We start from the raw sequence: 23,397 nt of genomic DNA, 5'->3' as shown, positions 1-23,397 counted from the left end.
TTACCGAAACCCATGCAGAATATCCGTAATAAAATGGCCTCCCGGGGCGTCGAAGCACTCGACGACCGGGAGTTGTTGTCGTTGCTGGTCGAGGACGAGGCGTTGGCCGGGGTGCTTTGGGAGTCATGCGGCGGCTCGTTGTCCCGACTGGCTGCCGAACCCGAAGCCCGGCTGCGGATGATCGGCGGCCTCGGGCTGAAACGGGCCCGGATGTTGCTGACGGCGGCGGAATTCGGACGCCGCGTGGCGGCAGCCGGAGTTGCGGAGTCCGATTTCGTGGCGACGAGCGACGATGTGGTCCGCCTGTTCCGGCCCCGGCTCGAACGGCTGACCCACGAGGAGTGCTGGGTGGTCTATCTCACCTCGTCGAACCGGATCATCGAACGCCAGCGGGTCAGTCAGGGGGGTGTGACGGGAACGGTCGTCGACCATCGGCTGATCGTGAAACGGGCGTTGGAGTTGCTCGCCACACAACTCATCCTGATTCACAACCATCCGTCGGGAACTCCCGAGGCGAGTGCGCAGGACAAACTCCTGACCGAACGTATCGCCAAAGCTGCGGCGCTGTTCGACATCCGGCTGCTGGATCACCTGATCATTGCGCGGGACGGCGATTTCTCGTTCCGACGCGAGGGGCTGATCGGGTAGGAGCGGCCGTCGCGGACCGGGAGGGTCTGAAAGGGCCGGGCGGAGCTGGAAGGACCGGGAGGGCCTGAAAGGGCCAGGGAGGAGCTGGAAGGACCGGGGAGGGCCTGAAAGGGCCAGGGAGGGACTGGAAGGGCCGGGGAGGGACTGGAAGGACCGGGCTGCAAGAAGACCCGAGCGGAGGCGGGCTGGAAGAACCGGGCCGCAAGAAGATCCGAGCGGAGGCGGGCTGCAAGGAGCGTGCGGGAAAGCGCGGACCGGAGGACATGCTTCCGGCGGTATCGCGTGCCATACCAGACGTACCCGGTTTTTTCGAACCATTTTCCCGCCGGAAAATCTCCCGGATCCCCTAAATGTGGAAATAAAATCGGAGTGCGGGCCCAGGTTTCCTATTTTTTTGTACATTTGCCTTTTGGAAAATCAGTAAAAACAGAATACGATGACGCAGGAAGAACTTTTCAAGAAGCTGGTCGCTCACTGCAAGGAGTACGGGTTCGTATTCCCTTCGAGCGAGATCTACGACGGTCTGGGTGCGGTCTACGATTACGGCCAGAACGGCGTGGAGTTGAAGAACAACATCAAACGCTACTGGTGGGACTCGATGGTCAAGCTGCATGAGAACATCGTCGGCATCGACGCCGCGATCTTCATGCACCCCAGGACGTGGGAGGCTTCGGGACACGTGGCCGCCTTCAACGACCCGCTGATCGACAACAAGGACTCGAAGAAGCGTTACCGTGCCGACGTGCTTATCGAGGATTGGCTCGCCAAGCAGGACGAGAAGATCGAGAAGGAGGTCGAAAAGGCCCGCAAACGCTTCGGCGCCGACTTCGACGAGGCGAAATACCGCGAAACGTCGCCCCGCGTGGCCGAGACGGCTGCCAAACGCGACGAGGTGCACAGCCGGTTCGCTGCGGCGATGAATGCCAACGACCTTGTGGAACTGCGGCAGATCATCCTCGACTGCGAGATCGCCTGTCCGATCTCCGGAACGCGCAACTGGACCGAGGTGCGTCAGTTCAACCTGATGTTCTCGACGCAGATGGGTTCCACGGCCGAGGGCGCCTCGACGATCTACCTGCGTCCCGAGACGGCGCAGGGTATCTTCGTGAACTTCCTGAATGTCCAGAAGACCGGACGCATGAAACTCCCGTTCGGTATCGCACAGATCGGCAAGGCCTTCCGCAACGAGATCGTGGCCCGTCAGTTCATCTTCCGCATGCGTGAATTCGAGCAGATGGAGATGCAGTTCTTCGTGCGCCCCGGCACCGAGATGCAGTGGTGGAACGAGTGGCGCAACACCCGTATGGCCTGGCACCGCGCCCTGGGCTTCGGCGACGACAACTACCGCTTCCACGACCATGAGAAGCTGGCCCACTACGCCAACGCCGCCACCGACATCGAGTACAACTTCCCGTTCGGATTCAAGGAGGTCGAGGGTATCCACTCGCGTACGGACTTCGACCTGGGCAACCACCAGAAATATTCGGGCAAGAAGATGCAGTACTTCGATCCCGAGACGGGCGAGAGCTATGTTCCGTATGTCGTGGAGACGTCGATCGGCGTCGACCGCATGTTCCTGCAAGTGATGTCGGCGGCCTACACCGAGGAGACGCTCGAAGGCGGCGACTCGCGTGTCGTGCTGCGCTTCCCGGCGGCGCTTGCTCCGGTGAAGGTGGCCGTGCTGCCGCTCGTCAGGAAGGACGGCATGCCCGAGGTGGCCCAGAAGATCGTCGACCTGCTGAAATACGACTACAACGTCGTCTACGACGAGAAGGATTCGGTCGGCAAGCGCTACCGCCGTCAGGATGCCATCGGTACGCCGTTCTGCGTCACGGTCGACGGCCAGACGCTCGAAGACGGCACCGTCACCGTCCGTCACCGCGACACGATGGCGCAGGAGCGCGTGAAGATCGAGGCCCTTCCGGCACTGGTCGACGAGGAGTGCTCCTACCGCAAGCTGTTCCGCAAACTGAACCTGTAAGCGGGTTTTCGGAAGCTCCGGCATGGGACGCATTCTGGCCATCGACTACGGCACGAAACGCACGGGGATCGCGGTGAGCGATCCTCTGCGGTTGATTGCCGGAGGGTTGGAAACCGTCCCCACGAAGGAGCTGGAACACTGGCTGGCCGACTACTTCGCCCGGGAGGAGGTCTCGACCATCGTGCTGGGGAAACCCATGCGGATGGACGGCACGCCCTCCGATACGTGGCGTTTCGTTGAGCCGCTGGCCCGACGTCTGCAACGGGCCTGGCCCGACAAGGAGGTGGTCTTCCACGATGAACGCTTCACCTCGGTGATGGCCCACCGCACGATGCTCGAAAGCGGCATCGGACGCATGGCACGCCGCGACAAGGCGCTGGTGGACAAGATCTCCGCGACGATTATTTTACAAAGTTACATGGAATTCAACCGATGATATACCCGATTGTCATATACGGTGACGAGGTGCTGCGGAAACCCTGCGCGCCCGTCACGCCCGAGACCCTCGACGTCAAAAAGTTCGAGGAGGACATGTTCCTCACCCTGGAGGAGGCCGGCGGTGTGGGGCTTGCCGCCCCGCAGGTCGGCAAGAACCTCCGCTTCTTCATCGTCGACTGCACGCCCTGGGCCGAGGAGGATCCTGCGTGTGCCGACTACAAGCGCGCCTTCGTGAATGCCGAGATCTACGAATACTCCGAAGAGACGAAGACGTACAGCGAGGGGTGTCTCTCCTTCCCGGGGATCTACGCCGACGTGCCGCGCTCGCTCTCGATCCGGATGCGCTACCTCGATACGGACTTCGTGGAGCACGACGAGGAGTTCACGGGCCTCAAAGCGTGGGTCATCCAGCACGAGTACGACCACATCCAGGGCAAGGTCTTCACCGACCGTATCTCGCCCCTGCGGCGTCAGCTGCTCAAAGGAAAACTGTTGAATCTGGCCAAGGGTAAGTACCGTTGCGCCTATAAAACCCGATAACATGAAAAAGTTGCTTGCAGGCATTTTTGCGTGCGCCGCGTTGTTGAGTGTCGGCTGCGCCAAGTCGCCGGTCGTGGGCGGCATCTACACCGATGTGAAGGACGGACTGGCCGTCACGGGCAATGCCGGATCGAGCAAGGTCGGCACCGCCGAGGTCAAGGGTTATGTCGGACTGGTGGCGCTCGGCGATGCGAGCATCCAGACCGCTGCCCGTGAGGCCGGCATCACGCGGATCCACCACGTGGACTATCAGACCAAATCCTATGTGGGGGTTTACACGATCTATACGATCATCGTCTACGGCGACTGACCGGGAACGGCGGGAGATTGAATCCGGGCTGCACTCGTGGGCAGCTGCGGCAGGTCGGGCCTCATGGATCGGGAGACTGTTTCTGGCGGGGTTTTTTGCCGTCGGAGTCGTGTCGACGGCTGCCGGGCAGAATATCCGCCCGCACTACGTCTCGAAGGCCGAGGCTGACGGTACGATTTACCACACCTTTCCGGTGACGTTGTTCGAGCATCCGGAGGCGGGCGACCTGACCTTCGACATCACCTACAAGGAGCATCGGACGGGACGTGCAACGCTGAATTTCACCTGTTATTCGGATGAGTCCGTTCCGGTGGATTCGGTTCGGTTCGTGTCGGGGCGTACGGTGATGGCCGGGCCGGTTGCGAAGATCTATCTCGAACCCGAAAAGCGGGGTTGGAAGCACCGTTATACGTTTGAGGTCGACGCTTTGCTTCTGTGCGGATTCTTCGACGAGACGGCTCTGCCCGAGGTGACGCTTCATGTCGGCGGGCAGTCGCGGGTCTATCGCGTCAAGCGTTCCGCTTGGCGTTCCTATGCGCCGATCGGTTGTCGGATCTTCGAGATGATTCGTGTGAACGAGGCCCGCTGAAAAAATACCCCGTCACCGATAAGGTGACGGGGTGTTTTTTCAGGGATCTCTTTCGGGCCTGTATCTCTTCGCTCTCCTCTCTCCTTATTCCTCTCTCCTCACTCCTCTCTCCTCACTCCTCTCTCTTCACTCCTCACTCTTCACTCCTCACTCCTCACTCCTCTTCTCTCTGCCGGCCCCCCCCCGGATCAGAACTTGTAGCTGGCTCCGACGCTGATGACGACCGGATTCTTGCGTATATCGTCGAACATGGGCTGCCACTTCAAGCCGGCGGAGATATCCCAGTTCTGTGCAACTTCGACGTCGAACCCGCCGCCGATGTTCAGACCTGCGGCCCAACGGCCGATATCATTGATCGTAATACCGGCTGCCGGATAGAGATGCCAGCCGCTGCCTACATGGAAGACATATTGGGCATCGCAGCTGATGTCGAGCGAGCAGTGCTCGTGCAACAATGCCATCAACGAAGGCTCGATGCGCCAGTTGCCATCGAAACTGTAACGGCCATAGGCACCCAGTCCGACTACGGCATCCCCCGTGTTGGTGTAGATGTTCATGCGCGGGCCCACTGCCCAGCTACCTGCATCCTGTGCCGATGCTGCCGTTACCGCAAACAGTGCGGCAATCGCCGAGAATAAAAACTTTTTCATGGTTCTGTTGATATTTGTGAACGAATCTTTCAAATTGTTTGCCAAGAACAAATATAATAAAAAATACCGATTCCTGGTAATAAATTCAACGAATCCGGTGTATTTGTCGACCAAAAGGAAAAACCCGCAGCCGAAACCGCGGGTTTTCCGAACGACGGGCAAGGCCCGGATTACTTCTGGTTGAGCGCAGCGTGTGCGGCGGCCAGACGTGCGATGGGCACGCGGAACGGCGAACAGCTCACGTAGTTGAGACCTGCGTAGTGGCAGAATTCCACCGACGAGGGTTCGCCTCCGTGCTCGCCGCAGATGCCGCATTTGAGCGTCGGGCGCGTGCCGCGGCCCTTGAAGACGGCTTCGCGGATCAGCTGGCCCACACCGTTGCGGTCGAGGATCTGGAACGGGTCGTTTTTCAGAATGCCCTTGTCCAGATAGATCGGCAGGAACTTGCCGATGTCGTCGCGCGAGAAGCCCAGCGTCATCTGCGTGAGGTCGTTGGTTCCGAACGAGAAGAACTCGGCGACCTCGGCGATCTGGTTGGCCGTCACGGCGGCGCGCGGAACCTCGATCATCGTGCCGACCATGTAGTCGATCTTGTCGTTGCGCTCCGAGAAGACCTGCTCGGCCGTCGAGTCGATGATGTTCTTCTGGTAGCGGAGCTCCTTGTGGTTGCCCACCAGCGGAACCATGATCTCCACGTGTACCGGAATGCCCATGGCCTTGACGTTCATCGCAGCCTCGATGATGGCGCGGGCCTGCATCTCGGTGATCTCCGGATAGGTGTTGCCCAGACGGCAGCCGCGGTGTCCCAGCATCGGGTTGAACTCGGCCAGCGACTCGACCTTGGCGACGATCTTCTGCATCGGAACGCCCATCTCCTGTGCCATCTCCTTCTGTCCCTTCTCATCGTGGGGCACGAACTCGTGCAGGGGCGGGTCCAGAAGACGCACCGTCACCGGATAGCCGTTCATGGCCTTGAACAGACCCTCGAAGTCGCCGCGCTGCATCGGCAGCAGCTTCGCCAGCGCCACGCGGCGTCCGGCCTCGTCGTCGGCCAGGATCATCTCGCGGATCGCCTTGATGCGGTCGCCCTCGAAGAACATGTGCTCCGTGCGGCAGAGACCGATACCCTCGGCGCCGAACTCGAAGGCCTGTGCGGCATCCTTCGGCGTGTCGGCGTTGGCGCGGACTTTCAGCACCGAATATTTTGCGGCCAGCTCCATCAGCTTGCCGAAGTCGCCGCTCAAATCGGCGGCCTTCGTGGCCACCTGTCCGAGGTAGACCTCACCCGTCGAACCGTTGAGCGAGATCCAGTCGCCCTCCTTGACGGTGAATCCGTTGACCTGGATCGTGCGGGCCTTGTAGTCGATCTGCAACTCGCCGGCGCCCGAGACGCAGCATTTGCCCATACCGCGTGCCACCACGGCGGCGTGCGACGTCATACCGCCGCGGGCCGTCAGAATACCGGCTGCGTCCAGCATGCCCTTCAAGTCCTCGGGCGACGTCTCGATGCGCACCAGAACGGCTTTCTGCCCGCTCTGTGCGTAGATCTTCTCGGCATCCTCGGCGAAGAACACCACCGGACCCGTTGCGGCGCCCGGCGAGGCGGGCAGACCCTTCGTGATGACCTGCGCCGTGGCGATGGCCTTCTTGTCGAAGACCGGGTGGAGCAGTTCGTCGAGCTTCGCGGGCTCGCAGCGCAGCACAGCCGTCTTCTCGTCGATCAGCCCCTCGCGTAGCATGTCCATGGCGATCTTCACCATGGCGGCACCCGTGCGCTTGCCGTTGCGGCACTGCAACATCCAGAGTTTGCCGTCCTGGATCGTGAACTCGATGTCCTGCATGTCGGTGAAGTACTGTTCCAGGTGGTGCTGGATCTCGTTCAGCTCCTTGTAGACCTCGGGCATGACCTCTTCGAGCGAGGGATACTTGTTCTTGCGGTCCTCCTCGGAGATGTTCTGCGCCTTGGCCCAGCGCTTCGAGCCTTCGATCGTAATCTGCTGCGGCGTGCGGATGCCGGCCACGACGTCCTCGCCCTGGGCGTTGATCAGGTACTCGCCGTTGAAGATGTTCTCACCCGTTGCGGCGTCGCGCGAGAAGGCTACGCCCGTTGCGGAGTTGTTGCCCATGTTACCGAAGACCATCGCCTGCACCGAGACGGCCGTACCCCACTCGGCGGGGATGTTGTTGAGTTTGCGGTAGAGGATGGCTCGCTCGTTCATCCACGATCCGAAGACGGCGCAGATGGCACCCCAGAGCTGGTCCCACGGATTGGTCGGGAAGTCCTCGCCGGTCTGCTTCTTGACGGCGGCCTTGAAGTTCTTCACGAGCTCCTTGAGGTCGTCGGTCGTCAGGTCGGTGTCGTTCTTCACGCCCTTTTTCTTCTTCTGGGCGTCGATGATCTCCTCGAAGGGGTCGTGGTCCTCCTTCGAGACGGGTTTCATGCCGAGCACGACGTCGCCGTACATCTGTACGAAACGGCGGTACGAGTCCCATGCGAAGCGGGGGTTGCCCGTACGCTTGGCGACGGCCTCCACGGCCTGGTCGTTCATGCCGAGGTTGAGGATCGTGTCCATCATGCCGGGCATCGAGGCGCGGGCGCCCGAACGCACCGAGACGAGCAGCGGCATCTCCTTGTCGCCGAACTTCATGCCGGTGAGTTTCTCGATGTTGGTCATGGCCTTTTCGACTTCGGGTTTGAGGAGTTTGATGACCGCCTCCTTGCCGTGGCTGTAATATTCGGTGCACACCTCGGTGGTGATGGTGAATCCCGGGGGCACGGGAATGCCGATGAGGTTCATTTCGGCGAGGTTCGCACCCTTACCGCCGAGCAGTTCCCGCATTTTGCCGTTTCCTTCGGCCTCTTTGTTGCCGAAGGTGTAGACTCGTTTAACGTCTGCCATAGTTTTCTGATTTTTGGATTGTATCTATAAAAATAAATAAAATTTCACAAATTCAATCCCCCGGACCCGAAAAAATCGCGGTTACGACTTTTCGACCGCGTTGCAAAAGGCTATTTTCGCTCGGAGGGAATGCGAAAATAGGAAAAATTTTCGGGAAATCCAAATCTCACGGCCGGATATATGCGAACACCGGAAGCGAATAGCCGTAACCGCCGCGATAGACTCCGCGGTCGTAGGTCCGCAACGGGCTACCGGTCTTTTGGTCAACCAGATAGCGGCGGGCGTAGACATCCCCTCCGCGGCAGTTCAGCGCCGTGTCCACGAGAATGCGGTCCCTCATCTCCCAGCCTCCCGCACGGCGGATGTTGCCGCGTCCGGCCTTTTCGGCGCGGGCCGTGGCGTCGTGCAGTCCGAACGCCGCGGCGGGGAGCCTTCCGACCCTCCCGAGCACGACAAGCGGAACGCCGGGATGCTCCTCGCGGAGGTCCGCGACGAGCCATTCGGCCGTGCGGACATCGCCGCAGAGGGCCAACCCGATGGTCTGTCCCGCGCATTCGCCCTCCACGTAGAGGTAGCGGCGTCCGGTTTCGACCCGTTCGGGGTAGAAGCGGTCGCCGTAGTAGAGCAGGGCAAAGTCCATGCCGTCGAGCGTATTGAGCGTGCGGTGGAGGTAGGAGTAGCCTTCGCGGCATGCGGCGGCGAGGTCGCGGACGACCTGTTCGTTCTCCACGCCCCACAGCGCGACGATGTCGAGCGCCATGGAGTCGAGGACGGCGGCCGTGTTTTGGATTTTGCGCGTGTAGCGTTCCGTGTTCCAGCCGTAACGCCCGTCGGGCGTATAGTCGGAGTCGTCGTAGAAGAGTGCCGGGATGGTGTCGTAGATGCGGTCGACGTCATAGAAGGCGATGCCGACGGAGTTTCTGGCCGCGGCGGCAAGGGTTGCCAGTATGAGGATTGCGAAGATCGACAGCGGACGCGACATGGGCGGCTGACGGGTTAAAGGGGATTTTCGGGCAGGAAGTCCCGGGGCGAGCAGCCGAGGAACTTTGCGATTTTGTTCAGATGGTTGAGGTTGTATTTGGAAGGGCTTTTGGGGCTCTCCACCTGACTGATGAAACCGTCGCTCACTCCGATCCCGATGGCCAAATCGGCTTGTGTGATGTCATGAGCGATCCGCTTTTGGCGGACTGCTGCGCTGACATACTGATCGAATTCGCTTTTCAGTTTCACAGGAGAGTTTAAGCCCTTTGGGGATAAATTAAAGCGGTTTTTCGGGCAGGAAATCGCGGGGCGAGCAACCGAGGTATTTGGCGATTTCGTTGATATGGTGTGGATTGTATTTGATGTTATACTTGGGACTTTCAACCTGTCCGATGAAACTTTTGGATACGCCGATCCCATAAGCCAGCAAGGCTTGGGAGATATTTTGCCGTTTCCTCTCTTTGCGAACGGCGTCGATAATATATTGGTCGATCGGGTATATCACAATTCGTTCTGTTTTACAATGTAAAACTATGGAACTTGTAGAACGGAATGCTTGTGTATACACAATCAATGCCCAGTAATAACTGGGTGACGTTGTTGCAAATGAAAATCCCTTTTTGAATTGAAGCGCAGAAATGCTTCGGGAACCCTTCATTGATACCTCCGCCCCTGAAACCGGTTTCTTAAACCGGTACCTTTTGATGGCAAAAGGTACCACCAAAACCAGCCGCAAGTTGCTTTTCGCGGGAATCTTCGGAACTCCTCGCTGAACGGGTGCAGTAAGATCAAGCCTTTACAGCCTCCCGTTCCGGGCGCTCGGAATTCCGAAGATTCTTTTTCCGCGAAAAGCAAAGTGCGCCGGTCTAAAAGACCGGTTCTATGGGCGAAGGAACCTTTGTGGGGTTTCCGCAGCAATTCCGCGCTTCGACCGTCAAGGCGCGGAACCGGGTCGGAAACCTCGTGAGGTCCCGCAGCCCATAGAACCCGGTTCTTAACCGGGGGGCTTTTTGCCGATCCAAAAAGTGCCAAAACACGGCGGCGGCCGATGCGGGTAAAAGGCCCGGAAACCCCAATAAGGCTCCGCAGCCCACAAATCTCCTTTCTTAAAGGGGAAGGGGTGGGGTGCGGTCGCCCATCAGCGGCTCGAACCGGAAATCCGGACCCCGGCGTTCGAGAAATTCGGCCCGGATCCGCGCGAGCGTCGCCGGATCGGTGTAGAGCGTGCAGGCCGTGAGACAGATCACCCGCGCGGCCTGCATGGCTCCCTTCGTACCGATGGTCGTGCCGCCGCTGGCCGTCTGCTGCCAGCAATGCCCGCTCCCGGCCGGGACGAACGAGGCGATGCGGAGACTCCCCGTCGGGACGCCCCACGTCACGTTGCCCACGTCGCTCGACACCCACGCCGCAAGCCCCTCGTCGGAGGGCGGCTCGACCCGCGAGACGCGGGCCAGACACGCCGTGTCGGTAATCCCCGAGTTGCGCAGCATCTCCACGGCGAAGGCCCGCTCGCGGGCGTCGTAGCGGATGCCGCCGAGGCATTCGAGATTCCGGTAGAGGAGTTCCGAGAGGGTCCGGTTCGGCAGTCGCTCGTAGTTCCCGGAGATGATTTCGTGTTCGAAAGTCGTGCCGGTTCCGAGCGCGGCCCCTTCGGCGGCCTTCAACGCCCGGTCGAGCAGCTCGCCGACCACCGTCCGCTGCGGACTGCGCAGGTAGTAGAGCACCTCGGCACGGTCGGGTACGACGTTCGGCGCACGCCCGCCGTCGGTGATGACGTAGTGGATGCGCGTCGTCTGCGGCACGTGTTCGCGCAGGAGGTTCATCATGAAGTCGAACGCCTCGACGGCGTCGAGGGCCGAACGGCCCTGCTCGGGAGCCCCCGAGGCGTGCGCCGAACGTCCGTGGAAGGTGAAGCGCACCTGCACGTTGGCCAGCCCGGTTTGGGTGTTCACCGTGTTGCGCGTGTCGGGGTGCCAGTCGAGCATGGCGTCGAGCCCCTCGAAGCACCCTTCGCGCATCAGGTAGGCCTTGCCTCCGCCGCCCTCCTCGGCCGGGCATCCGAAGAGCCGGATCGTGCCGCGGTGCCCTTCGGCAAGCCACTTCGAGACGGCGACGGCCCCCGCCACGGAGCCCGTGCCGAGGAGGTTGTGGCCGCAGCCGTGCCCGGCGCCGCCGCCTGCCGGCGCCCGGCGGAAGGGAACGGTATCCTGGGCCATGCCCGGCAGGGCGTCGTATTCGGCCATGACGCCGATCACCGGGCCGCCCTCGCCGAAGGCGGCGATGAAGGCCGTCGGAATCCCCGCCACGCCGCGCTCGACGCGGAATCCGTGCTGTTCGAGGTGGCGGCACAGCAGTTCGGCGCTCCGGAACTCCCGGTAGCCGGTTTCGGCGAGTCCGTGGAGTTGCTTTTGCAGGGAGTCGTAACGCAGAAAATGGTCGTCGAGGTAGTGCAGGCCCGCATTTTTCCGGAGCTGACGCGGCGGTTTCGCCGACGCCGCGACGACCGGAAGCAGCAGTGCAAGAAGCAGGATCGGGAGCGTTTTTCTCATGGTTTCGCCGTTTTTTTCGTGAGCCAGCCTTTCAGCACGGCGAAGAGCAGGATCGCTCCGCCGGCTGCGGCACAAAGGGTCAGGAAGCCGCCGCCGAAGCCGTTCGCAAAGGCCACGGGAGCGAAGGTCACGAGGGCGATTTCGACCGGTGCGATATAGATATAGGCGTAGGCGTAGTCGTCCAGACAGCGGCTGCGCGTGTCGGGGTCGACGATGCGCAGCAGGGCGATGCTCATGGCCATCGTCCCGGTGAACCATCCCCAGGTGAAGATCGCCTTCTCGAACCAGCAGGTGCGGTGGATGCGCCGCCCGATCCAGAGCACGTAGCCCAGTGTGCAGAGCAGCCCGATGCCGAGCAGCAGCGCGAGCGGCACGACGTAGCGGGCCACGACGGTGAGTTTGATCGACGCGACGCCGAAGGCCACCAGATAGTCCGTGAAGGCGCCGCAGAGGTGCCCGATCACCTTCGGCGAGAGGTATTGGCGGGTATGCGTGAGGTCGAAGGCCCGACGCAGGAGCAGCCCCACGATGAAGGCGCAGCTGAATACGGGCAGCATCAGCGCCGGGTAGAAGCGGGCGATGAGCTGGCTGATCCCGTAGCCGCAGAGCGCGATCAGGGCGATGACCCCGAAGTTGAAGGTCATCGAGTCGAGCGAGATGGCCGAAAACGACGCTTCGCCCATGCTGCTGCGCTTCTCCTTCGGGACGATGCCGGTTTGCAGCTCTTCGGGCAGGTCCGTGAACTTGTTCAGGAAGGTCGTCTGGCCGTGTGCCGAGCCCCATTTGATGAGCCACAGCCCGATGACGACCGCCGCGATGATCCCGACCGTCGCCGCTGTCATGGCCAGCGACAGCATCTCCTCCATGCCGTATTTGGCGAAGGCCTCGCCGATGGCCGCCGCGGTGCCGTGGCCGCCGCAGAAACCGCTCGGCATGGCGAGTCCGAAGGCGTCGTTCAGCGGCCAGATCATCCCCAGCAGCAGAAGCCCTGCGAAGCCGCCCAGGGCCCATTGCAGTAGGAGCCCCGCCTGGGCGTAGGCCCACATGCGTCCGATGTGGTCGCCGCCCTTTCGGGTCTGGCGCGTCGAGGTCAGGGGCAGGGCCCCGAAGACCAGTGCGATGAGGATTCCGGCATAGGTCCCCGTGTTGTTCGAGAGGGGCAGCCACCCCAGCACCTCGGGGCCCAGCAGCAGGGCGCAGAAACCCGCCAGCAGACTCGGAGGAATGAAGAGCCGTTGGATGAAGGGCAGGCGGGCCCGCGCCAGCTTGCCGAGCAGCAGCAGCGCGGAGATGATGCCCACGTCGATCAGCAGGGTCCAGGGGGTGAAGTTCATGGTTGCAGGAATTGGATGATTCGTTCTCTGTATTGGCGGAAGCGTTCACAGGCGCGTTCATTGTAGGCCGCGACCGCTTCGGGATCGAATCCCGTGCGGCGCAATTTCCGGTCCAACTCCTTCCCCTCCTCGAATTCGAGGGCCTCGGCACGCCGGACCTCCGGGAGAATGCCCTCCCGCAGCCGCCGCATGTCGAGATAGACGTGCCCGCCGTCGCGGTCGAGCGGGTAGAGGCTCTGTTGGAGCTGCTGCGCCGTGGCGTTGGCCGGGGTCTTCTTCCCGACGGCTCCGGTTGTCCCTGCCTTTTCGGACTTCTTGGCCTTCCCGGCCGCTTCGATCGCTTCGGGATTCCCGGCGGGAAGCGTCAGGATGGCGGGGATCCGGTCGCCGGCGGCCACCCAGACGGGAATGGCGTAGCAACAGGGCGTGTAGCCCGGCGCGCACCACAGCACCGCGGAGTTCGGCGCCTCACCGGCGGCCACCCCTTCGATGACGATGCTCGCCGTGGTCGTGTAGCGCGGGATGTAGTCCACGTCGAGCACCAGCCCGCTTGCCGGCAGGGGCTCCTGCATGAGGTCCGTGCCGAGGACGGCGTTGCGGAACGACCGTCCCAGGGAGTCCAGAAGCCACTCCGGCGAGAACTTCTCCGCGGCCTCGGCCGCCATCGTCTCTTCGGCCGTGGCGTAGCGCGTATAGCCGCGTCCCTCGTCGGGGCGTCCCGAGAGCGAGAAGTTCGTGCGCCAGAGGTAGCCCTCCGGCGTATCGGCGGCGTCGTAGCGCGTGTATCCGTAGTCCCAGACCTCGAAATAGGCGGCTCCGCCCGCGGCGTCGATCACACCGTAGTTGGTTTCCAGTCCGTTCGGGTGCGGCATCTCGCGCAGCATTCGTTCGAAATCATCCACCGTGGCGCAGCATCCCAGTGCGCGTTTCATCACCAGCCCTTCGTAGGGTTTGTTCTCCAACGAGTCGGGGCGGAGGTTGTAGGAGACGTTGTTCGCAATGGCGAAGCCCGCCTCGTTGGCGCCGCACCAGACGCTTTCCAGCAGCGTGTCGGCCGTGTCGACCAGCCCCGTGAAGGCGTACCGCTCGCCCCGGAAGTGGGCCAGATGGTTCGCCTCCTCCGAGGTGTCGCGCTGCTTCCAGAGCAGCGGACGCCCCGTGCGGCTGGCGCTGGCCGGGATGACGGCCGTCGTGCAGGCCTCCGCCTTGACGAAGGCGAGGAGTGTCAGGAGGAGTGCGGCCGGGAAAAGGATTCCTTTCATCGCTCAACGACGGATTTTGCAGCCGTAGCAGGCATAGTACAACATGAAAAGGTAACAGGGCAGGCAGATCCAGTAGGCCTGCTGGTTGCCGACGGCGTCCTTGAGGAACCCGAAGAGCAGCGGAATAACTGCCCCGCCGACGATCGAGGCCACGAGCAGCGAAGCTCCCGTCTTGGTGAAGCGCCCCAGGTCGGCCATGGCCAGCGGCCAGATCGCCGGCCAGATCAGCGAGCAGGCCAGCGCGATGAGCGACACCGACCATACGGAGATCTCCGCCGGCGTGAAGACGATCAGCAGGGTGCCGATCACGCCCGTCCAGCAGCAGATTTTCAACGCCGCGGCCTGATCGAGCCGCTTCGGGATCAGCAGGATGCCGGCCACGTATCCGACGACGAGCCCGATGCTGGGCCAGACGGCGTAGTCCTGCGGGTCGGGGAGTCCGAGGCTGGCGGCGTAGTCCACCGTGGTGGCCAGCGCCAGGGTCTCGACCCCGACGTAGAGGAACAGGGCGATGGCGCCCAGAATGAGGTGGGGAAACTGTCGGATGGAGCTTTTCCCCGTCGCATAGGGGCAGTCGGCGGCTTCGGCCTCGTCCTCGCCCGTGGCCTTGATCTCCTCCAACGGTGCGAAGAGCATCAGCACGCCCAGCAGAAGGAAGATGCCCACGATGATGTAGAACGGCAGGTCGATGTCCGTCAGCACGGCCTGGCTGACCTCCTTGCCGATGACGGCCGCCAGGAAGATCGGCGCCACGGGCCACGCCAGCTTGTTGCAGATGCCCATGATGCTGATGCGCCGCGCGGCGCTCTCGATGGGTCCCAGAATGGTGATGTAGGGGTTGATGGCCGCTTGCAGGACGGTGTTGCCCACGCCGCAGATGAACGAGGCCAGCAGGAACAGCCCCAGGCTCTCCGTCCGGGCCGACGGCACGAAGAGCAGGAACCCTGCGGCGAAGATCACGAACGAGAGCGCCATGGTCCGGCGGTATCCGATCCGGCGGATGATCTGCGCCGTGGGGTAGCTGAAAATCAGGAAGGCCGAGAAGGTCGCCGCGAGGATCAGGTACGATTCGCCCGACGAGACGTCGAGCGTCGCTTGCAACAGCGGCACCAGATAGCTGTTGATGCCCAGCGCGAACCCCACGGTGAAGAACATCAGCCCGATGAAGGCCAGCGGCAGCAGGTAGTTGTCTTTTCGAGTCATGGTTTTTGACGTGTTTTAGCGGTTCGTGTGATAGTCGATCAAACCCTCCATCGGGGCCCGGATGATGCGCCCGGGCGCCATGCCGAACTCCCCGGCCACGGAGAGCAGCAGGTCGCGGTAGGCGTATCCGACCGATCCGACGCAGTTGAAACGGTAGCTGCGGTAGTCGGGGTAGTGGCTGACGATGTTGCGGAAGAAGTCCCGGAAGGAGTCGGCCACCAACTGGTGGAAATAGGGATCCGTGTGCAGGTTCTTGCCGACGAAACGGCTGTACTGCGCACAGAACCGGTTCGGGAAGGGCCGCGTGTAGATGCGGTCGATCAGCTCGTCGCCCGAGAGCCCGAGCTCCGCGGCAGTGAGCTGCCGTGCTCCTTCGGGCATGTCGCCGCGGATGAAGTCGCGGATCAGCCGCTTGCCGAGGTAGCCCCCGCTCCCTTCGTCGCCGAGGATGAAGCCCAGCGAGTCGATGTTCAGCGTGATGCGCTCTCCGTCGTAGAGGCAGGAGTTGGTCCCCGTGCCGAGGATCGCCGCGAAGCCGCTCCCGCGCCCCAGCAGGGCACGGGCGGCGGCCAGCAGGTCCATGGCCACGGCGATCGGTTCGGCGTTGGGGAAGATTCCGCGCAGCACGCTGCGCACGAATCCGTATTGCAGCTCCGTGACCCCGGCGCCGTAGAAGTGGATCTCGCGGATCGCCTCGCGGGGGAATCCCGCAGGCAGCGCGTGGAGGATATCCTCGCGCATCTGCTCCTGCGTGATGTAGTTCGGGTTGTACCCCTGGCTCGTGAAGCCCTGCGGGCGGCTCCCGTCGCACGGGATGCACGCCCAATCGGTCTTTGTCGAGCCGCTGTCGGCAATGAGTATCATGGTTTCGGTGCGGATTTAGTTCCAGAGGTCGTTGACGTCGGGGAAGTTGCCCAGCCCGTAGCGGAAGAGGAAGATTCCCGCGGCTTTCGACTGCGTGAAGTCCGCGCAGTCGCTCCGCAGCTGCTCCTGCGCGAGTCCGACGGCCGAACCCGACGTATAGCGGTAGGTCTGCGTCCCGGCCCACACCTCGGCGCCTCCGGCCTTCTCCGCGAAGTAGTCGGCCATGTTGCAGGCCCAGGTGCCGTCGCGGTCGGCGCCGCCGGTCTCGGAGTAGCGGTAGATCATCGGGATCAGAATGTCGAGGTATTGGCCCATCTGTGCGGGGTTCTGCCCGTAGTAGTAGATGCCCTCGCGTTCGGCCATGAGCGCCGCCGAGAGGATGACCTGCGGATTCTGTGCCCGGAGGCGCTCCGCGGCCTGCCGGCAGAACTCCGTGATGGCCCCTTCGCCCGTGACGCCCGCTTCGGGGAAGTTGTGCTTGTAGGCCGTGCCGCCGAAACGGATGTAGTCGAAGTGGATGGCCCGGATGCCCAGGTCGAGATACCCTTCGGCGCGGGTGAGGATCCGGTCGTAGAGCTCCTGGTCGTACCGCTTGTTCGCGTCGTCCACGGGGCTGACCCAGGTGCTGTTCTCGTAGAAGCACTGCATCCAGATGTGGACCGTCATGCCGAGAGCTTCGGCTTCGGCGATGCGGCCGAGCACCGTCTCCTGCGGGTAGGACTTGAAGGCCTGCTCGTGGAGGATGACGTGTCCGTAGCCCTTTGCGGCCAGCGTCTCGAAGGAGATGCTGTTCAGCGAGGAACTCCACAGCCAGAATCCCGCCCGGCTGGTGTATCCGATGTTGGCCGCACCCCGTGTGGCGGTGGTCGTCGTGTACCACGACCCCGTTCCGTCCGGAAGGCGCGAGAAACTCCCGCCCGCGGCGTGGGCGTCGGGACGGGTGAGGTCCGAGGCCCGTACGAAGTGGTCGATCTCCGAACCGTCGGCCGCGGTCATGTAGATCTCCCGCACCGTGGCGGCCGGAATCCCCGTATCGATCTCTCCCGTGCGGACTCCGAGGACCAGATGTCCGCCGGGAGCGATGCTCCGCTGCGGGAGGATGCCGATACACGTCCGGTAGCGGTCGTCGTCGGTGAGGAAGAACCGGACGCCTTTCAGATCGATGGTCCGGTCGGCGGTGTTGAAGATCTCGATCCAGCTGTCGTCGTCCGCGTCCAGACAGCCGCACACCTCGTTGACAACGACGCCCGCGAGCTGCTCGGCCGAAGGGTAGTTCTCGTTGGAAGAGTCCTTGCATCCGGGGAGCAGCAGCGCGCCGAGCAGCAGGGCGAGAAGCGTTTTGGTCGTTTTCATGGTGTTCGGAATTTTAGAAGGTCAGTTCGGCCAGTTTGCTGTTCAGGACGAACGAAACCCAGTTCTCGTGGTTCCCGAAGGTGTTCTCCTTGCCCGTGGCGTCGCAGAGATACCACACGCCGTCGAGATACAGCTCGGCCCATACGTGTCCATAGACCGTGCCGCTCGGATAGGTCGCCTCGGCGTGCACGTAGCGCGTCGGGATGCCGGCTGCACGCGCCATGGCGATGACCGCATGCGCGTGGTCGCAGCAGTTGCCCTTGCCGCCGGAGAGCGTCCCGGCTGCTCCGTAGGAGGTGTTTTCGTAATACTCGTACTCGACGTGGTCGCGCACGTAGAGGAAGATCGCCTCGGCCTTCTCGCGCAGGGTGCTCTTCCCCGCCACGGCCCCGGCCAGAGCTGCGGTGACGGTCGCGTCGGACGGGTCGCAGTTGAGCGTCGGGTGCAGGAAGTCGCTCGGCCACGAGGAGAGGCGTTCGGGCAGCTGCCCGTGCTCCTTGTAATGGGCGAAGGCCCGCATGAAGATCACGGCGGCCCGGTCGAACGACATCTGTCCTTCGTAGGTCGTGCCGTCGGGTGCGGTGTAGCCCGTCTTCGAGAAGGTGCAGTAGTTGGCGAAGGTCCCCCGCCCGGAGGCGAAGTTCAGCTGCGCCTCCGACTGGTAGCACAGCGCGCCGATCGGCATCTCATCGGCGGGGAAGGTGTCGAATTTCGTCGGTTCGGCCGGTGCGGCGTAGCCTTCGAGCGTCAGTTCCGTCTCCTCCCAGCCGCTCTCCGCATTGGTCATGAGCAGCAGCAGCCGTGCGGCGGCTTCCCACCAGGCGCCCTTGTCGAGCGTCTCTCCGTCGACCTCGATGGACGACGGCAGTTTGTCCGTCGACTCGAACTCCGCATAGGCGTCGGCCAGCGCGCAGACGATCCTTCCGTTGCGGGTCGAGGGTTCGAATCCGGATCCGCCCTCCGTTTTCGGGGGCTCGGAGCCGGAGCCGGAATCGCACGCGCAGAGCGCGATGCCGGCCAGTATCCAGAAGAGTTTTTTCATGTCGGTTCGGGTAAAGGATCCGTTCCGGCGGCCGCAGCCGCCGGAACGGACGGGTTCGGACTAATACAGCGTGGCGTCGAATTTCACGTCGGCGCAGGCCGTGGCGATGTTGTTCGAGATGTTGTTGTCGAGCAGGTACTTGTAGAAGCGGGCCATCGTCAGCAGGTTGCGTTCCAGACAGCAGACGCCGCCGTAGCCGGCCACCTGATTGCCGGTGTATCCGCAGAAGTTCGACCAGACGTTGTTGTTGCCCGCCCAGGTGAGCTGCCGTCCGGCATAGTTGAGCAGGAATTCCAGCGTCGCCTCTTCGGGCGTGAGCGGGCCGCCGTTGCCCTGTCCCTCGTTGTAGGGGTTGGCTGCCCACGGGTAGGTCGTGATGGCCGGCAGGGCGGCGTCGAGCGTCGCGTTCTGCTCGGCGAGGGCTTTCAGACCGCGGATGGCGATCTCGTACATGGAGGTCTTGTCGTACTCGACCCCGTTGACGGTGATCTTGGTGTCGGCGGGAACGTAGCGTACATCCTCGAACTTGTCGCCGTCGGTAACCTGGATGTCGCCGGTCGTGTTCTCCCAGACGGTCAGGATCCCGATGAACTGCCCGGCAAAGTCGCGCAGGGTGGCGCTGGCGGCGGTCAGATACTCCGTCGATACGCTCTCGGGCCACGAACTGTCGGTCTTGAAGCCTGCGACGGCCCGTGCGAAGCTGACCAGCGCCCGGTTGAACGAGAACTCCACGGAGCCATCCTGACGGGCGAAGGAGACGCTGTTCGGGAAGAGACCGTTTCCTGCGGTCATCGAGCCTGCATAGTCGAGCATGCGCTGGGCGATGTTGGCCAGATCCTCCGTGTCGGAGCCGCTCGCCGCGCCGTTGAAGACGTTGACGGTCTCCTTGTCATAGGTGTCGCGGGAGGGGTTGGAGGGCATCAGGTAGGTGAGCACCTCGATGTCGGAGTCGTCGCTCGCCCGGGCGTTCAGCAGCACCCGGATGGCGGCGTGGAAGTACTGCACCTTGTCGAGGGTTGCGGCGTCGACGGTGATGCTTTCGGGCATGGCGCCGGCGGATTCCCACTCGGCGTAGGCTGCCGCAAGGGCGTCGACCAGCGCGCTCTTCGTGAAGGTCCCGACCACGCCGGGTTCATAGGGCGTGAGGTTCTGGTACTCGGCCGAAAGGGTCGCGGGCAGCTGGTTGGTCTCCTTGTAGGCGTCGAGGATGCGGGCCACGCAGACCACGGCACGGCGGAAGGTGAAGTTCCCCTCGTAGACGATGCCGGCGGGATCCTCATAAGTGCCGGGATAGGATGCGTAGTTGGGGTAGTGGCCGTTGGTGGCGGCGTAGTTCACGATCCTCGTCAGTGCATTGTTGAGCAGCTCCTTCGAGATCTCCTCCTGTGCGAAGGTGTCCGCAACCGTGTTGTCTTCGGCATCCAGATAGGTGCCCGTAACCACCGGATTGTTGCTCTTCCCAGCATAGAGGTTGAAGAAGGTCTGGGCCGCATATTCGAAATACTGCACTTTGGGGAACGAGAAGCCCTGGATGGAGATCTTGTCGGGCATCGATCCGGTGCGCTCCCACTCCTCATAGGCGGCGGACAGGGCGTCAATGACATCGTCCATCGTGATGACGACTTCGCCCTTGACCTTCGTCGAAACCGTCGTCGAGAGGTTCCGCGTGTTCTCGGCCTTGACGCTCACGGTCATTTCCAGATAGCCCTGGGGCGCCGTGAAGCTCTTCTCATAGACATAGGAGTGGGGGTCCGCAAACGAGGTGATCGTGGCTACGGTCTCGCTCCCGGCGTCGGCGCCCGAGCCCCAGCTTGTGGTGACGACGACCGATTTGAGGTCGATGTCGGAGGTGATGACGGCCTTGACCGCACTGGCGTCGGTCCCCGTCTCGAATTTGATGACCGGTTTGGTGATGATTTCGAAATCATCGTCGTCCGCGGTGTTGCAGCCGGCGGAGAGGAGCGTGGTGAGAAGGCTCCCGACGGTCAACCAGGAAAGAAACTTTTTCATAATGGGTCGGTTTTGAGTTGATGGTTGGTTTTTCGGTTATCGGAGGATGCCCTGTTCGTGCAGGTACTGTTCCGTCTTCTTGACGTTGCCGCATCGGATGATCGCCTGTTTGCAGAACTCGTAGTCCGTCAGTGCGGGGTTGCGGTCCATGAGCATGCGCACCGAGCGGTCGACGACCTTGTCGTTGATCAGCCGCACGTTGACCATGCGGTTGCCCTCGACGCGCCCCAGACGGATGAGCACCGTCGTGCTGATCATGTCGCAGATGAGTTTCTGCGTGGTGCCGCACTTCATCCGGGTGCTGCCGGTGACGAACTCCGGGCCGGTAACGACCTCGACCGGGTAGTCGGAGTATTCCGAGATCGGCGAGTTGGGGTTGTTGACGAACGATCCGGTGGGGATGCCGTGCTCGCGGCACTGGCGCAGGGCGGCGAGCACGAACGGTGTGGTGCCGCTGGCCGAGATGCCGACGACGATGTCCTTGGGCGAGATGTTGCGCTCTTGCAGCGTGCGCCACCCCTCCTCGACGTCGTCCTCACGCTCTTCGAGCGCCAGCACGAGGTTCTCGACACCGCCGGCCAGCACGCACTGGATCATCTCCGGGTCGATGCCGTAGGTGTTCGGCAGCTCGATGGCGTCGAGGACCGAGAGGCGCCCTCCCGTGCCGCAGCCGAGGTAGAACATGCGGCCGCCGTTGCGCAGCTGATGTTCGATGGCGCTGACCAGCCGCGTCAGGTCGGGCAGCACCTTTTCGATGGCCAGAGGAACCTTCTTGTCCTCCTCGTTGATGTCGCGGAGCAGCTCCTCGACGGATTTCTTCTCCAAATCGTCGTACAGCGACGGTTGTTCGGTTAGTCTCATGACAGTAAATCGGATTTTTGAAATGTGTATTTTCGGATCAGTTCATTTGTTTGGAGGTTGTCGCTCCGATCGGCTTCCCGTCGCGGAAGGCCGCGGCGCGGATCCGCTGCGAGCGGTTGACGACGAAGGGCTGCGTGTAGCGCGTCGAGGCGGCCGTCGGCTCGGAGCCGTCGAGCGTGTAGCGGATCTCGGCGTCGGGGGCGTCGACCTCGATGGTGGCGATGCGCGTGTAGGCGCTGTCCTTGTGCAGCTGGATGAGCGGGTCGTAGAAGGCCCGGCAGTAGCCGACGTGCAGGGCGTCCAGCCGTCCGAAGTGGTATTCCAGCCGTCGGGTGAACCCCTCCCAGTCCTTTGCCGCGGGGCTCCATGCCGTCTCGGCGATGGCCGTCATGCGGGGCCACGCCATGTATTCGACCCGTGCGGCGTCGGGCATGTACTCGGTCCAGACGCACCCCTCGACGCCGATGATGAAGCGTTTCTCGTCGTCGGTCAGCACCTCCGGAACGGGGTTGTAGTCGTACATCGTGCGCAGCGGGACCAGGTGCCCCATGCAGATCGCCTCCGTGTCGGGGTCGGCCTGATAGTAGTCGAGGTAGTAGCGCGAGTGGGGTGCCATGACAGCTTCGTGCCCCTGCCGTGCGGCCTCGATGCCGCCCTCCTCGCCGAGCCAGGACATGACCTTGGCGTTGGGGGCCAGACCGCCTTGCAGGATCTCGTCCCAGCCGATGATCTCCCGTCCGCGCGAGTTGACGAAACGCTCCATGCGGCGGATGAAGTAGCTCTGCAACTCGAATTCGTCCTTCAACCCCATGCGGCGGATCAGCCCCTGGCAGTGCGGGCACTGCTTCCAGCTCTGTTTCGGACACTCGTCGCCGCCGATGTGGATGACCGGCGAGGGGAAGAGTTCGAAGACTTCGTCCAGGACGTTTTCCAGGAACCGGAAGGTCTCCTCCTTCGGGCAGTAGACCTGCCGGAAGACGCCCCATTTGGTGGCGGGCTCGTAGTGCTCCTCCAATCCGCACGAGAGTTCGGGATAGCAGGAGATCGCCGCCAGCGCATGCCCCGGCATCTCGATCTCGGGAATCACCGTGATGTAGCGTTCGGCCGCATAGCGGACGATCTCGCGGATCTCCTCCTGCGTGTAGTAGCCGCCGTAGGGCTTTCCGTCGTAGAACCCCGAGAAGCAGGAGCCGATCACCGTCTCCCGGCGCACGGATCCCTTCTCGGTGAGCAGCGGGTAGCGCTTGATCTCGATGCGCCAGCCCTGGTCCTCGGTCAGGTGCCAGTGGAAGCGGTTGATCTTGTGCATGGCCATCAGGTCGAGGTAGCGTTTCAGGTACTCCGTGCCGAAGAAGTGGCTGCACACGTCGAGGTGCATGCCGCGGTAGGCGAAGCGGGGTTCGTCCTCGATCCGCGCATAGGGGATCGTCCATTCGGTGCCGCGCTGCCGGGTGTCGGCATAGATCGCCGGCGGGAGCATTTGCAGCAGCGTCTGGACCGCATAGAAGGCCCCGGCCGGATCGGAGTACTCGATCCGGACGCCCCGGGGTCCGGATTGCAGCAGGTAGGCCTCGGACTTCATCCCGTCGACCGGGACGAAGCGGACGGCAGCCCGGTCGTCCGCGGCCGTGACGGGCAGTTCGAATCCCGCGGCCGTGCGCAGGCGTTCGTTGAGGAACCCCGCGATACGGAGCAGGTCGCTGTCGGCCGTGTCGATGACGATCGGGCACTGCTCCGTCAGGGTGAGCCGCCCCTCGTAGCGCTCGACGTGCCGGGGCCGGGGGATGATGCGGATCTCGCCGTTGTCCGGCTCCGGGGCGGAGCAGGCCGTCAGCAGGGTCAGCAGCAGGGCGGTTATCGGAAGTGTTGCGAAGTTTTTCAT

Annotated in this window: 21 protein-coding genes; 6 read left to right on the top strand and 15 right to left on the bottom strand. The window is 62.7% G+C overall.

What is annotated here, in order from left to right; all coding sequences use genetic code 11:
* Nucleotides 1-12: 12 nt before the first annotated feature.
* The 6 genes from B5G16_RS02270 (at nucleotide 13) to B5G16_RS02245 (ending at nucleotide 4,506) form a co-directional block, all read left to right on the top strand.
* The gene (locus B5G16_RS02270; protein WP_239405926.1) at nucleotides 13-648 is read left to right on the top strand and encodes a JAB domain-containing protein; all 636 of its coding nucleotides are present in this window, start codon (nucleotides 13-15) and stop codon (nucleotides 646-648) included.
* A 436-nt stretch (nucleotides 649-1,084) separates the two neighbouring features.
* Nucleotides 1,085-2,629, top strand: coding sequence for a glycine--tRNA ligase (locus B5G16_RS02265; protein ID WP_087260679.1), 1,545 nt, complete (start codon nucleotides 1,085-1,087; stop codon nucleotides 2,627-2,629).
* A gap of 22 nt (nucleotides 2,630-2,651) precedes the next feature.
* The gene (ruvX, locus tag B5G16_RS02260; RefSeq protein WP_087260677.1) at nucleotides 2,652-3,065 is read left to right on the top strand and encodes a Holliday junction resolvase RuvX; all 414 of its coding nucleotides are present in this window, start codon (nucleotides 2,652-2,654) and stop codon (nucleotides 3,063-3,065) included.
* Nucleotides 3,062-3,607 (top strand): peptide deformylase, encoded by a 546-nt coding sequence (gene def / locus B5G16_RS02255; protein WP_087260676.1) that lies wholly within the window; start codon nucleotides 3,062-3,064, stop codon nucleotides 3,605-3,607. Before ruvX ends, def begins: the two co-directional genes overlap by 4 nt.
* 1 nt (nucleotide 3,608) lies before the next feature.
* Entirely contained in the window at nucleotides 3,609-3,917 is a 309-nt protein-coding gene (locus B5G16_RS02250) for a TRL-like family protein (RefSeq protein WP_087260674.1), read from the top strand.
* Between the two features lie 109 nt (nucleotides 3,918-4,026).
* Nucleotides 4,027-4,506, top strand: a complete 480-nt coding sequence (locus B5G16_RS02245; protein ID WP_087260673.1) for a hypothetical protein — start codon at nucleotides 4,027-4,029, stop codon at nucleotides 4,504-4,506.
* A 188-nt stretch (nucleotides 4,507-4,694) separates the two neighbouring features.
* Here the strand turns inward: B5G16_RS02245 and B5G16_RS02240 are convergent, their stop codons facing one another.
* The 15 genes from B5G16_RS02240 to B5G16_RS02170 form a co-directional block, all read right to left on the bottom strand.
* Entirely contained in the window at nucleotides 4,695-5,156 is a 462-nt protein-coding gene (locus B5G16_RS02240) for an outer membrane beta-barrel protein (protein WP_087260670.1), read from the bottom strand.
* 170 nt (nucleotides 5,157-5,326) lie between these two features.
* Nucleotides 5,327-8,056 (bottom strand): pyruvate, phosphate dikinase, encoded by a 2,730-nt coding sequence (ppdK, locus tag B5G16_RS02235; RefSeq protein ID WP_087260668.1) that lies wholly within the window; start codon nucleotides 8,054-8,056, stop codon nucleotides 5,327-5,329.
* A gap of 166 nt (nucleotides 8,057-8,222) precedes the next feature.
* Nucleotides 8,223-9,038, bottom strand: coding sequence for an endonuclease/exonuclease/phosphatase family protein (locus B5G16_RS02230; RefSeq protein WP_239405925.1), 816 nt, complete (start codon nucleotides 9,036-9,038; stop codon nucleotides 8,223-8,225).
* Nucleotides 9,039-9,052: 14 nt separating this feature from the next.
* Nucleotides 9,053-9,286: a helix-turn-helix domain-containing protein gene (locus B5G16_RS02225; protein WP_239405924.1), complete on the bottom strand. Its 234-nt coding sequence runs from the start codon at nucleotides 9,284-9,286 to the stop codon at nucleotides 9,053-9,055.
* Nucleotides 9,287-9,314: 28 nt separating this feature from the next.
* Nucleotides 9,315-9,542 (bottom strand): helix-turn-helix domain-containing protein, encoded by a 228-nt coding sequence (locus B5G16_RS12830; protein WP_087260666.1) that lies wholly within the window; start codon nucleotides 9,540-9,542, stop codon nucleotides 9,315-9,317.
* Between the two features lie 601 nt (nucleotides 9,543-10,143).
* Nucleotides 10,144-11,586: an amidohydrolase gene (locus B5G16_RS02215; RefSeq protein ID WP_087260664.1), complete on the bottom strand. Its 1,443-nt coding sequence runs from the start codon at nucleotides 11,584-11,586 to the stop codon at nucleotides 10,144-10,146.
* On the bottom strand, nucleotides 11,583-12,920 hold the full coding sequence (locus tag B5G16_RS02210) for a sodium/glutamate symporter (RefSeq protein ID WP_087260662.1): 1,338 nt from the start codon (nucleotides 12,918-12,920) through the stop codon (nucleotides 11,583-11,585). The genes B5G16_RS02215 and B5G16_RS02210 overlap by 4 nt, the downstream gene beginning before the upstream one ends.
* Nucleotides 12,917-14,182 (bottom strand): carcinine hydrolase/isopenicillin-N N-acyltransferase family protein, encoded by a 1,266-nt coding sequence (locus B5G16_RS02205; protein ID WP_087260660.1) that lies wholly within the window; start codon nucleotides 14,180-14,182, stop codon nucleotides 12,917-12,919. Before B5G16_RS02205 ends, B5G16_RS02210 begins: the two co-directional genes overlap by 4 nt.
* A gap of 3 nt (nucleotides 14,183-14,185) precedes the next feature.
* Nucleotides 14,186-15,385, bottom strand: coding sequence for a glucose/galactose MFS transporter (gene gluP, locus B5G16_RS02200; RefSeq protein WP_087260658.1), 1,200 nt, complete (start codon nucleotides 15,383-15,385; stop codon nucleotides 14,186-14,188).
* A 15-nt stretch (nucleotides 15,386-15,400) separates the two neighbouring features.
* Nucleotides 15,401-16,249, bottom strand: coding sequence for an N-acetylglucosamine kinase (locus B5G16_RS02195; protein ID WP_087260655.1), 849 nt, complete (start codon nucleotides 16,247-16,249; stop codon nucleotides 15,401-15,403).
* 15 nt (nucleotides 16,250-16,264) lie between these two features.
* Entirely contained in the window at nucleotides 16,265-17,602 is a 1,338-nt protein-coding gene (locus B5G16_RS02190) for a putative glycoside hydrolase (protein ID WP_087260654.1), read from the bottom strand.
* Nucleotides 17,603-17,615: 13 nt separating this feature from the next.
* Nucleotides 17,616-18,644 (bottom strand): transglutaminase-like domain-containing protein, encoded by a 1,029-nt coding sequence (locus tag B5G16_RS02185; protein ID WP_087260652.1) that lies wholly within the window; start codon nucleotides 18,642-18,644, stop codon nucleotides 17,616-17,618.
* 60 nt (nucleotides 18,645-18,704) lie between these two features.
* Complete coding sequence (locus B5G16_RS02180) at nucleotides 18,705-20,654, bottom strand: hypothetical protein (protein WP_087260651.1); 1,950 nt, start codon at nucleotides 20,652-20,654, stop codon at nucleotides 18,705-18,707.
* Between the two features lie 36 nt (nucleotides 20,655-20,690).
* On the bottom strand, nucleotides 20,691-21,515 hold the full coding sequence (locus B5G16_RS02175) for an N-acetylmuramic acid 6-phosphate etherase (RefSeq protein WP_087260649.1): 825 nt from the start codon (nucleotides 21,513-21,515) through the stop codon (nucleotides 20,691-20,693).
* 37 nt (nucleotides 21,516-21,552) lie between these two features.
* A complete protein-coding gene (locus tag B5G16_RS02170; protein ID WP_087260648.1) occupies nucleotides 21,553-23,397 on the bottom strand; it encodes a beta-N-acetylhexosaminidase in 1,845 nt (614 codons plus the stop codon).

Origin of the sequence: Alistipes sp. An66, assembly GCF_002161445.1 — a bacterium.
GTDB lineage: Bacteria > Bacteroidota > Bacteroidia > Bacteroidales > Rikenellaceae > Alistipes > Alistipes cottocaccae.
The sequence above is the reverse complement of the archived record's forward strand: the minus strand, read 5'-3'. Positions and strand labels throughout refer to the sequence as shown.

Coding starts and splice junctions, on each gene's coding strand:
- B5G16_RS02270 (WP_239405926.1), top strand. CDS start 13: ATGCAGAATATCCGTAATAAAATGGCCTCCCGGGGCGTCGAAGCACTC.
- B5G16_RS02265 (WP_087260679.1), top strand. CDS start 1,085: ATGACGCAGGAAGAACTTTTCAAGAAGCTGGTCGCTCACTGCAAGGAG.
- ruvX (WP_087260677.1), top strand. CDS start 2,652: ATGGGACGCATTCTGGCCATCGACTACGGCACGAAACGCACGGGGATC.
- def (WP_087260676.1), top strand. CDS start 3,062: ATGATATACCCGATTGTCATATACGGTGACGAGGTGCTGCGGAAACCC.
- B5G16_RS02250 (WP_087260674.1), top strand. CDS start 3,609: ATGAAAAAGTTGCTTGCAGGCATTTTTGCGTGCGCCGCGTTGTTGAGT.
- B5G16_RS02240 (WP_087260670.1), bottom strand. CDS start 5,156: ATGAAAAAGTTTTTATTCTCGGCGATTGCCGCACTGTTTGCGGTAACG.
- ppdK (WP_087260668.1), bottom strand. CDS start 8,056: ATGGCAGACGTTAAACGAGTCTACACCTTCGGCAACAAAGAGGCCGAA.
- B5G16_RS02230 (WP_239405925.1), bottom strand. CDS start 9,038: ATGTCGCGTCCGCTGTCGATCTTCGCAATCCTCATACTGGCAACCCTT.
- B5G16_RS02215 (WP_087260664.1), bottom strand. CDS start 11,586: ATGAGAAAAACGCTCCCGATCCTGCTTCTTGCACTGCTGCTTCCGGTC.
- B5G16_RS02210 (WP_087260662.1), bottom strand. CDS start 12,920: ATGAACTTCACCCCCTGGACCCTGCTGATCGACGTGGGCATCATCTCC.
- B5G16_RS02205 (WP_087260660.1), bottom strand. CDS start 14,182: ATGAAAGGAATCCTTTTCCCGGCCGCACTCCTCCTGACACTCCTCGCC.
- gluP (WP_087260658.1), bottom strand. CDS start 15,385: ATGACTCGAAAAGACAACTACCTGCTGCCGCTGGCCTTCATCGGGCTG.
- B5G16_RS02195 (WP_087260655.1), bottom strand. CDS start 16,249: ATGATACTCATTGCCGACAGCGGCTCGACAAAGACCGATTGGGCGTGC.
- B5G16_RS02190 (WP_087260654.1), bottom strand. CDS start 17,602: ATGAAAACGACCAAAACGCTTCTCGCCCTGCTGCTCGGCGCGCTGCTG.
- B5G16_RS02185 (WP_087260652.1), bottom strand. CDS start 18,644: ATGAAAAAACTCTTCTGGATACTGGCCGGCATCGCGCTCTGCGCGTGC.
- B5G16_RS02180 (WP_087260651.1), bottom strand. CDS start 20,654: ATGAAAAAGTTTCTTTCCTGGTTGACCGTCGGGAGCCTTCTCACCACG.
- B5G16_RS02175 (WP_087260649.1), bottom strand. CDS start 21,515: ATGAGACTAACCGAACAACCGTCGCTGTACGACGATTTGGAGAAGAAA.
- B5G16_RS02170 (WP_087260648.1), bottom strand. CDS start 23,397: ATGAAAAACTTCGCAACACTTCCGATAACCGCCCTGCTGCTGACCCTG.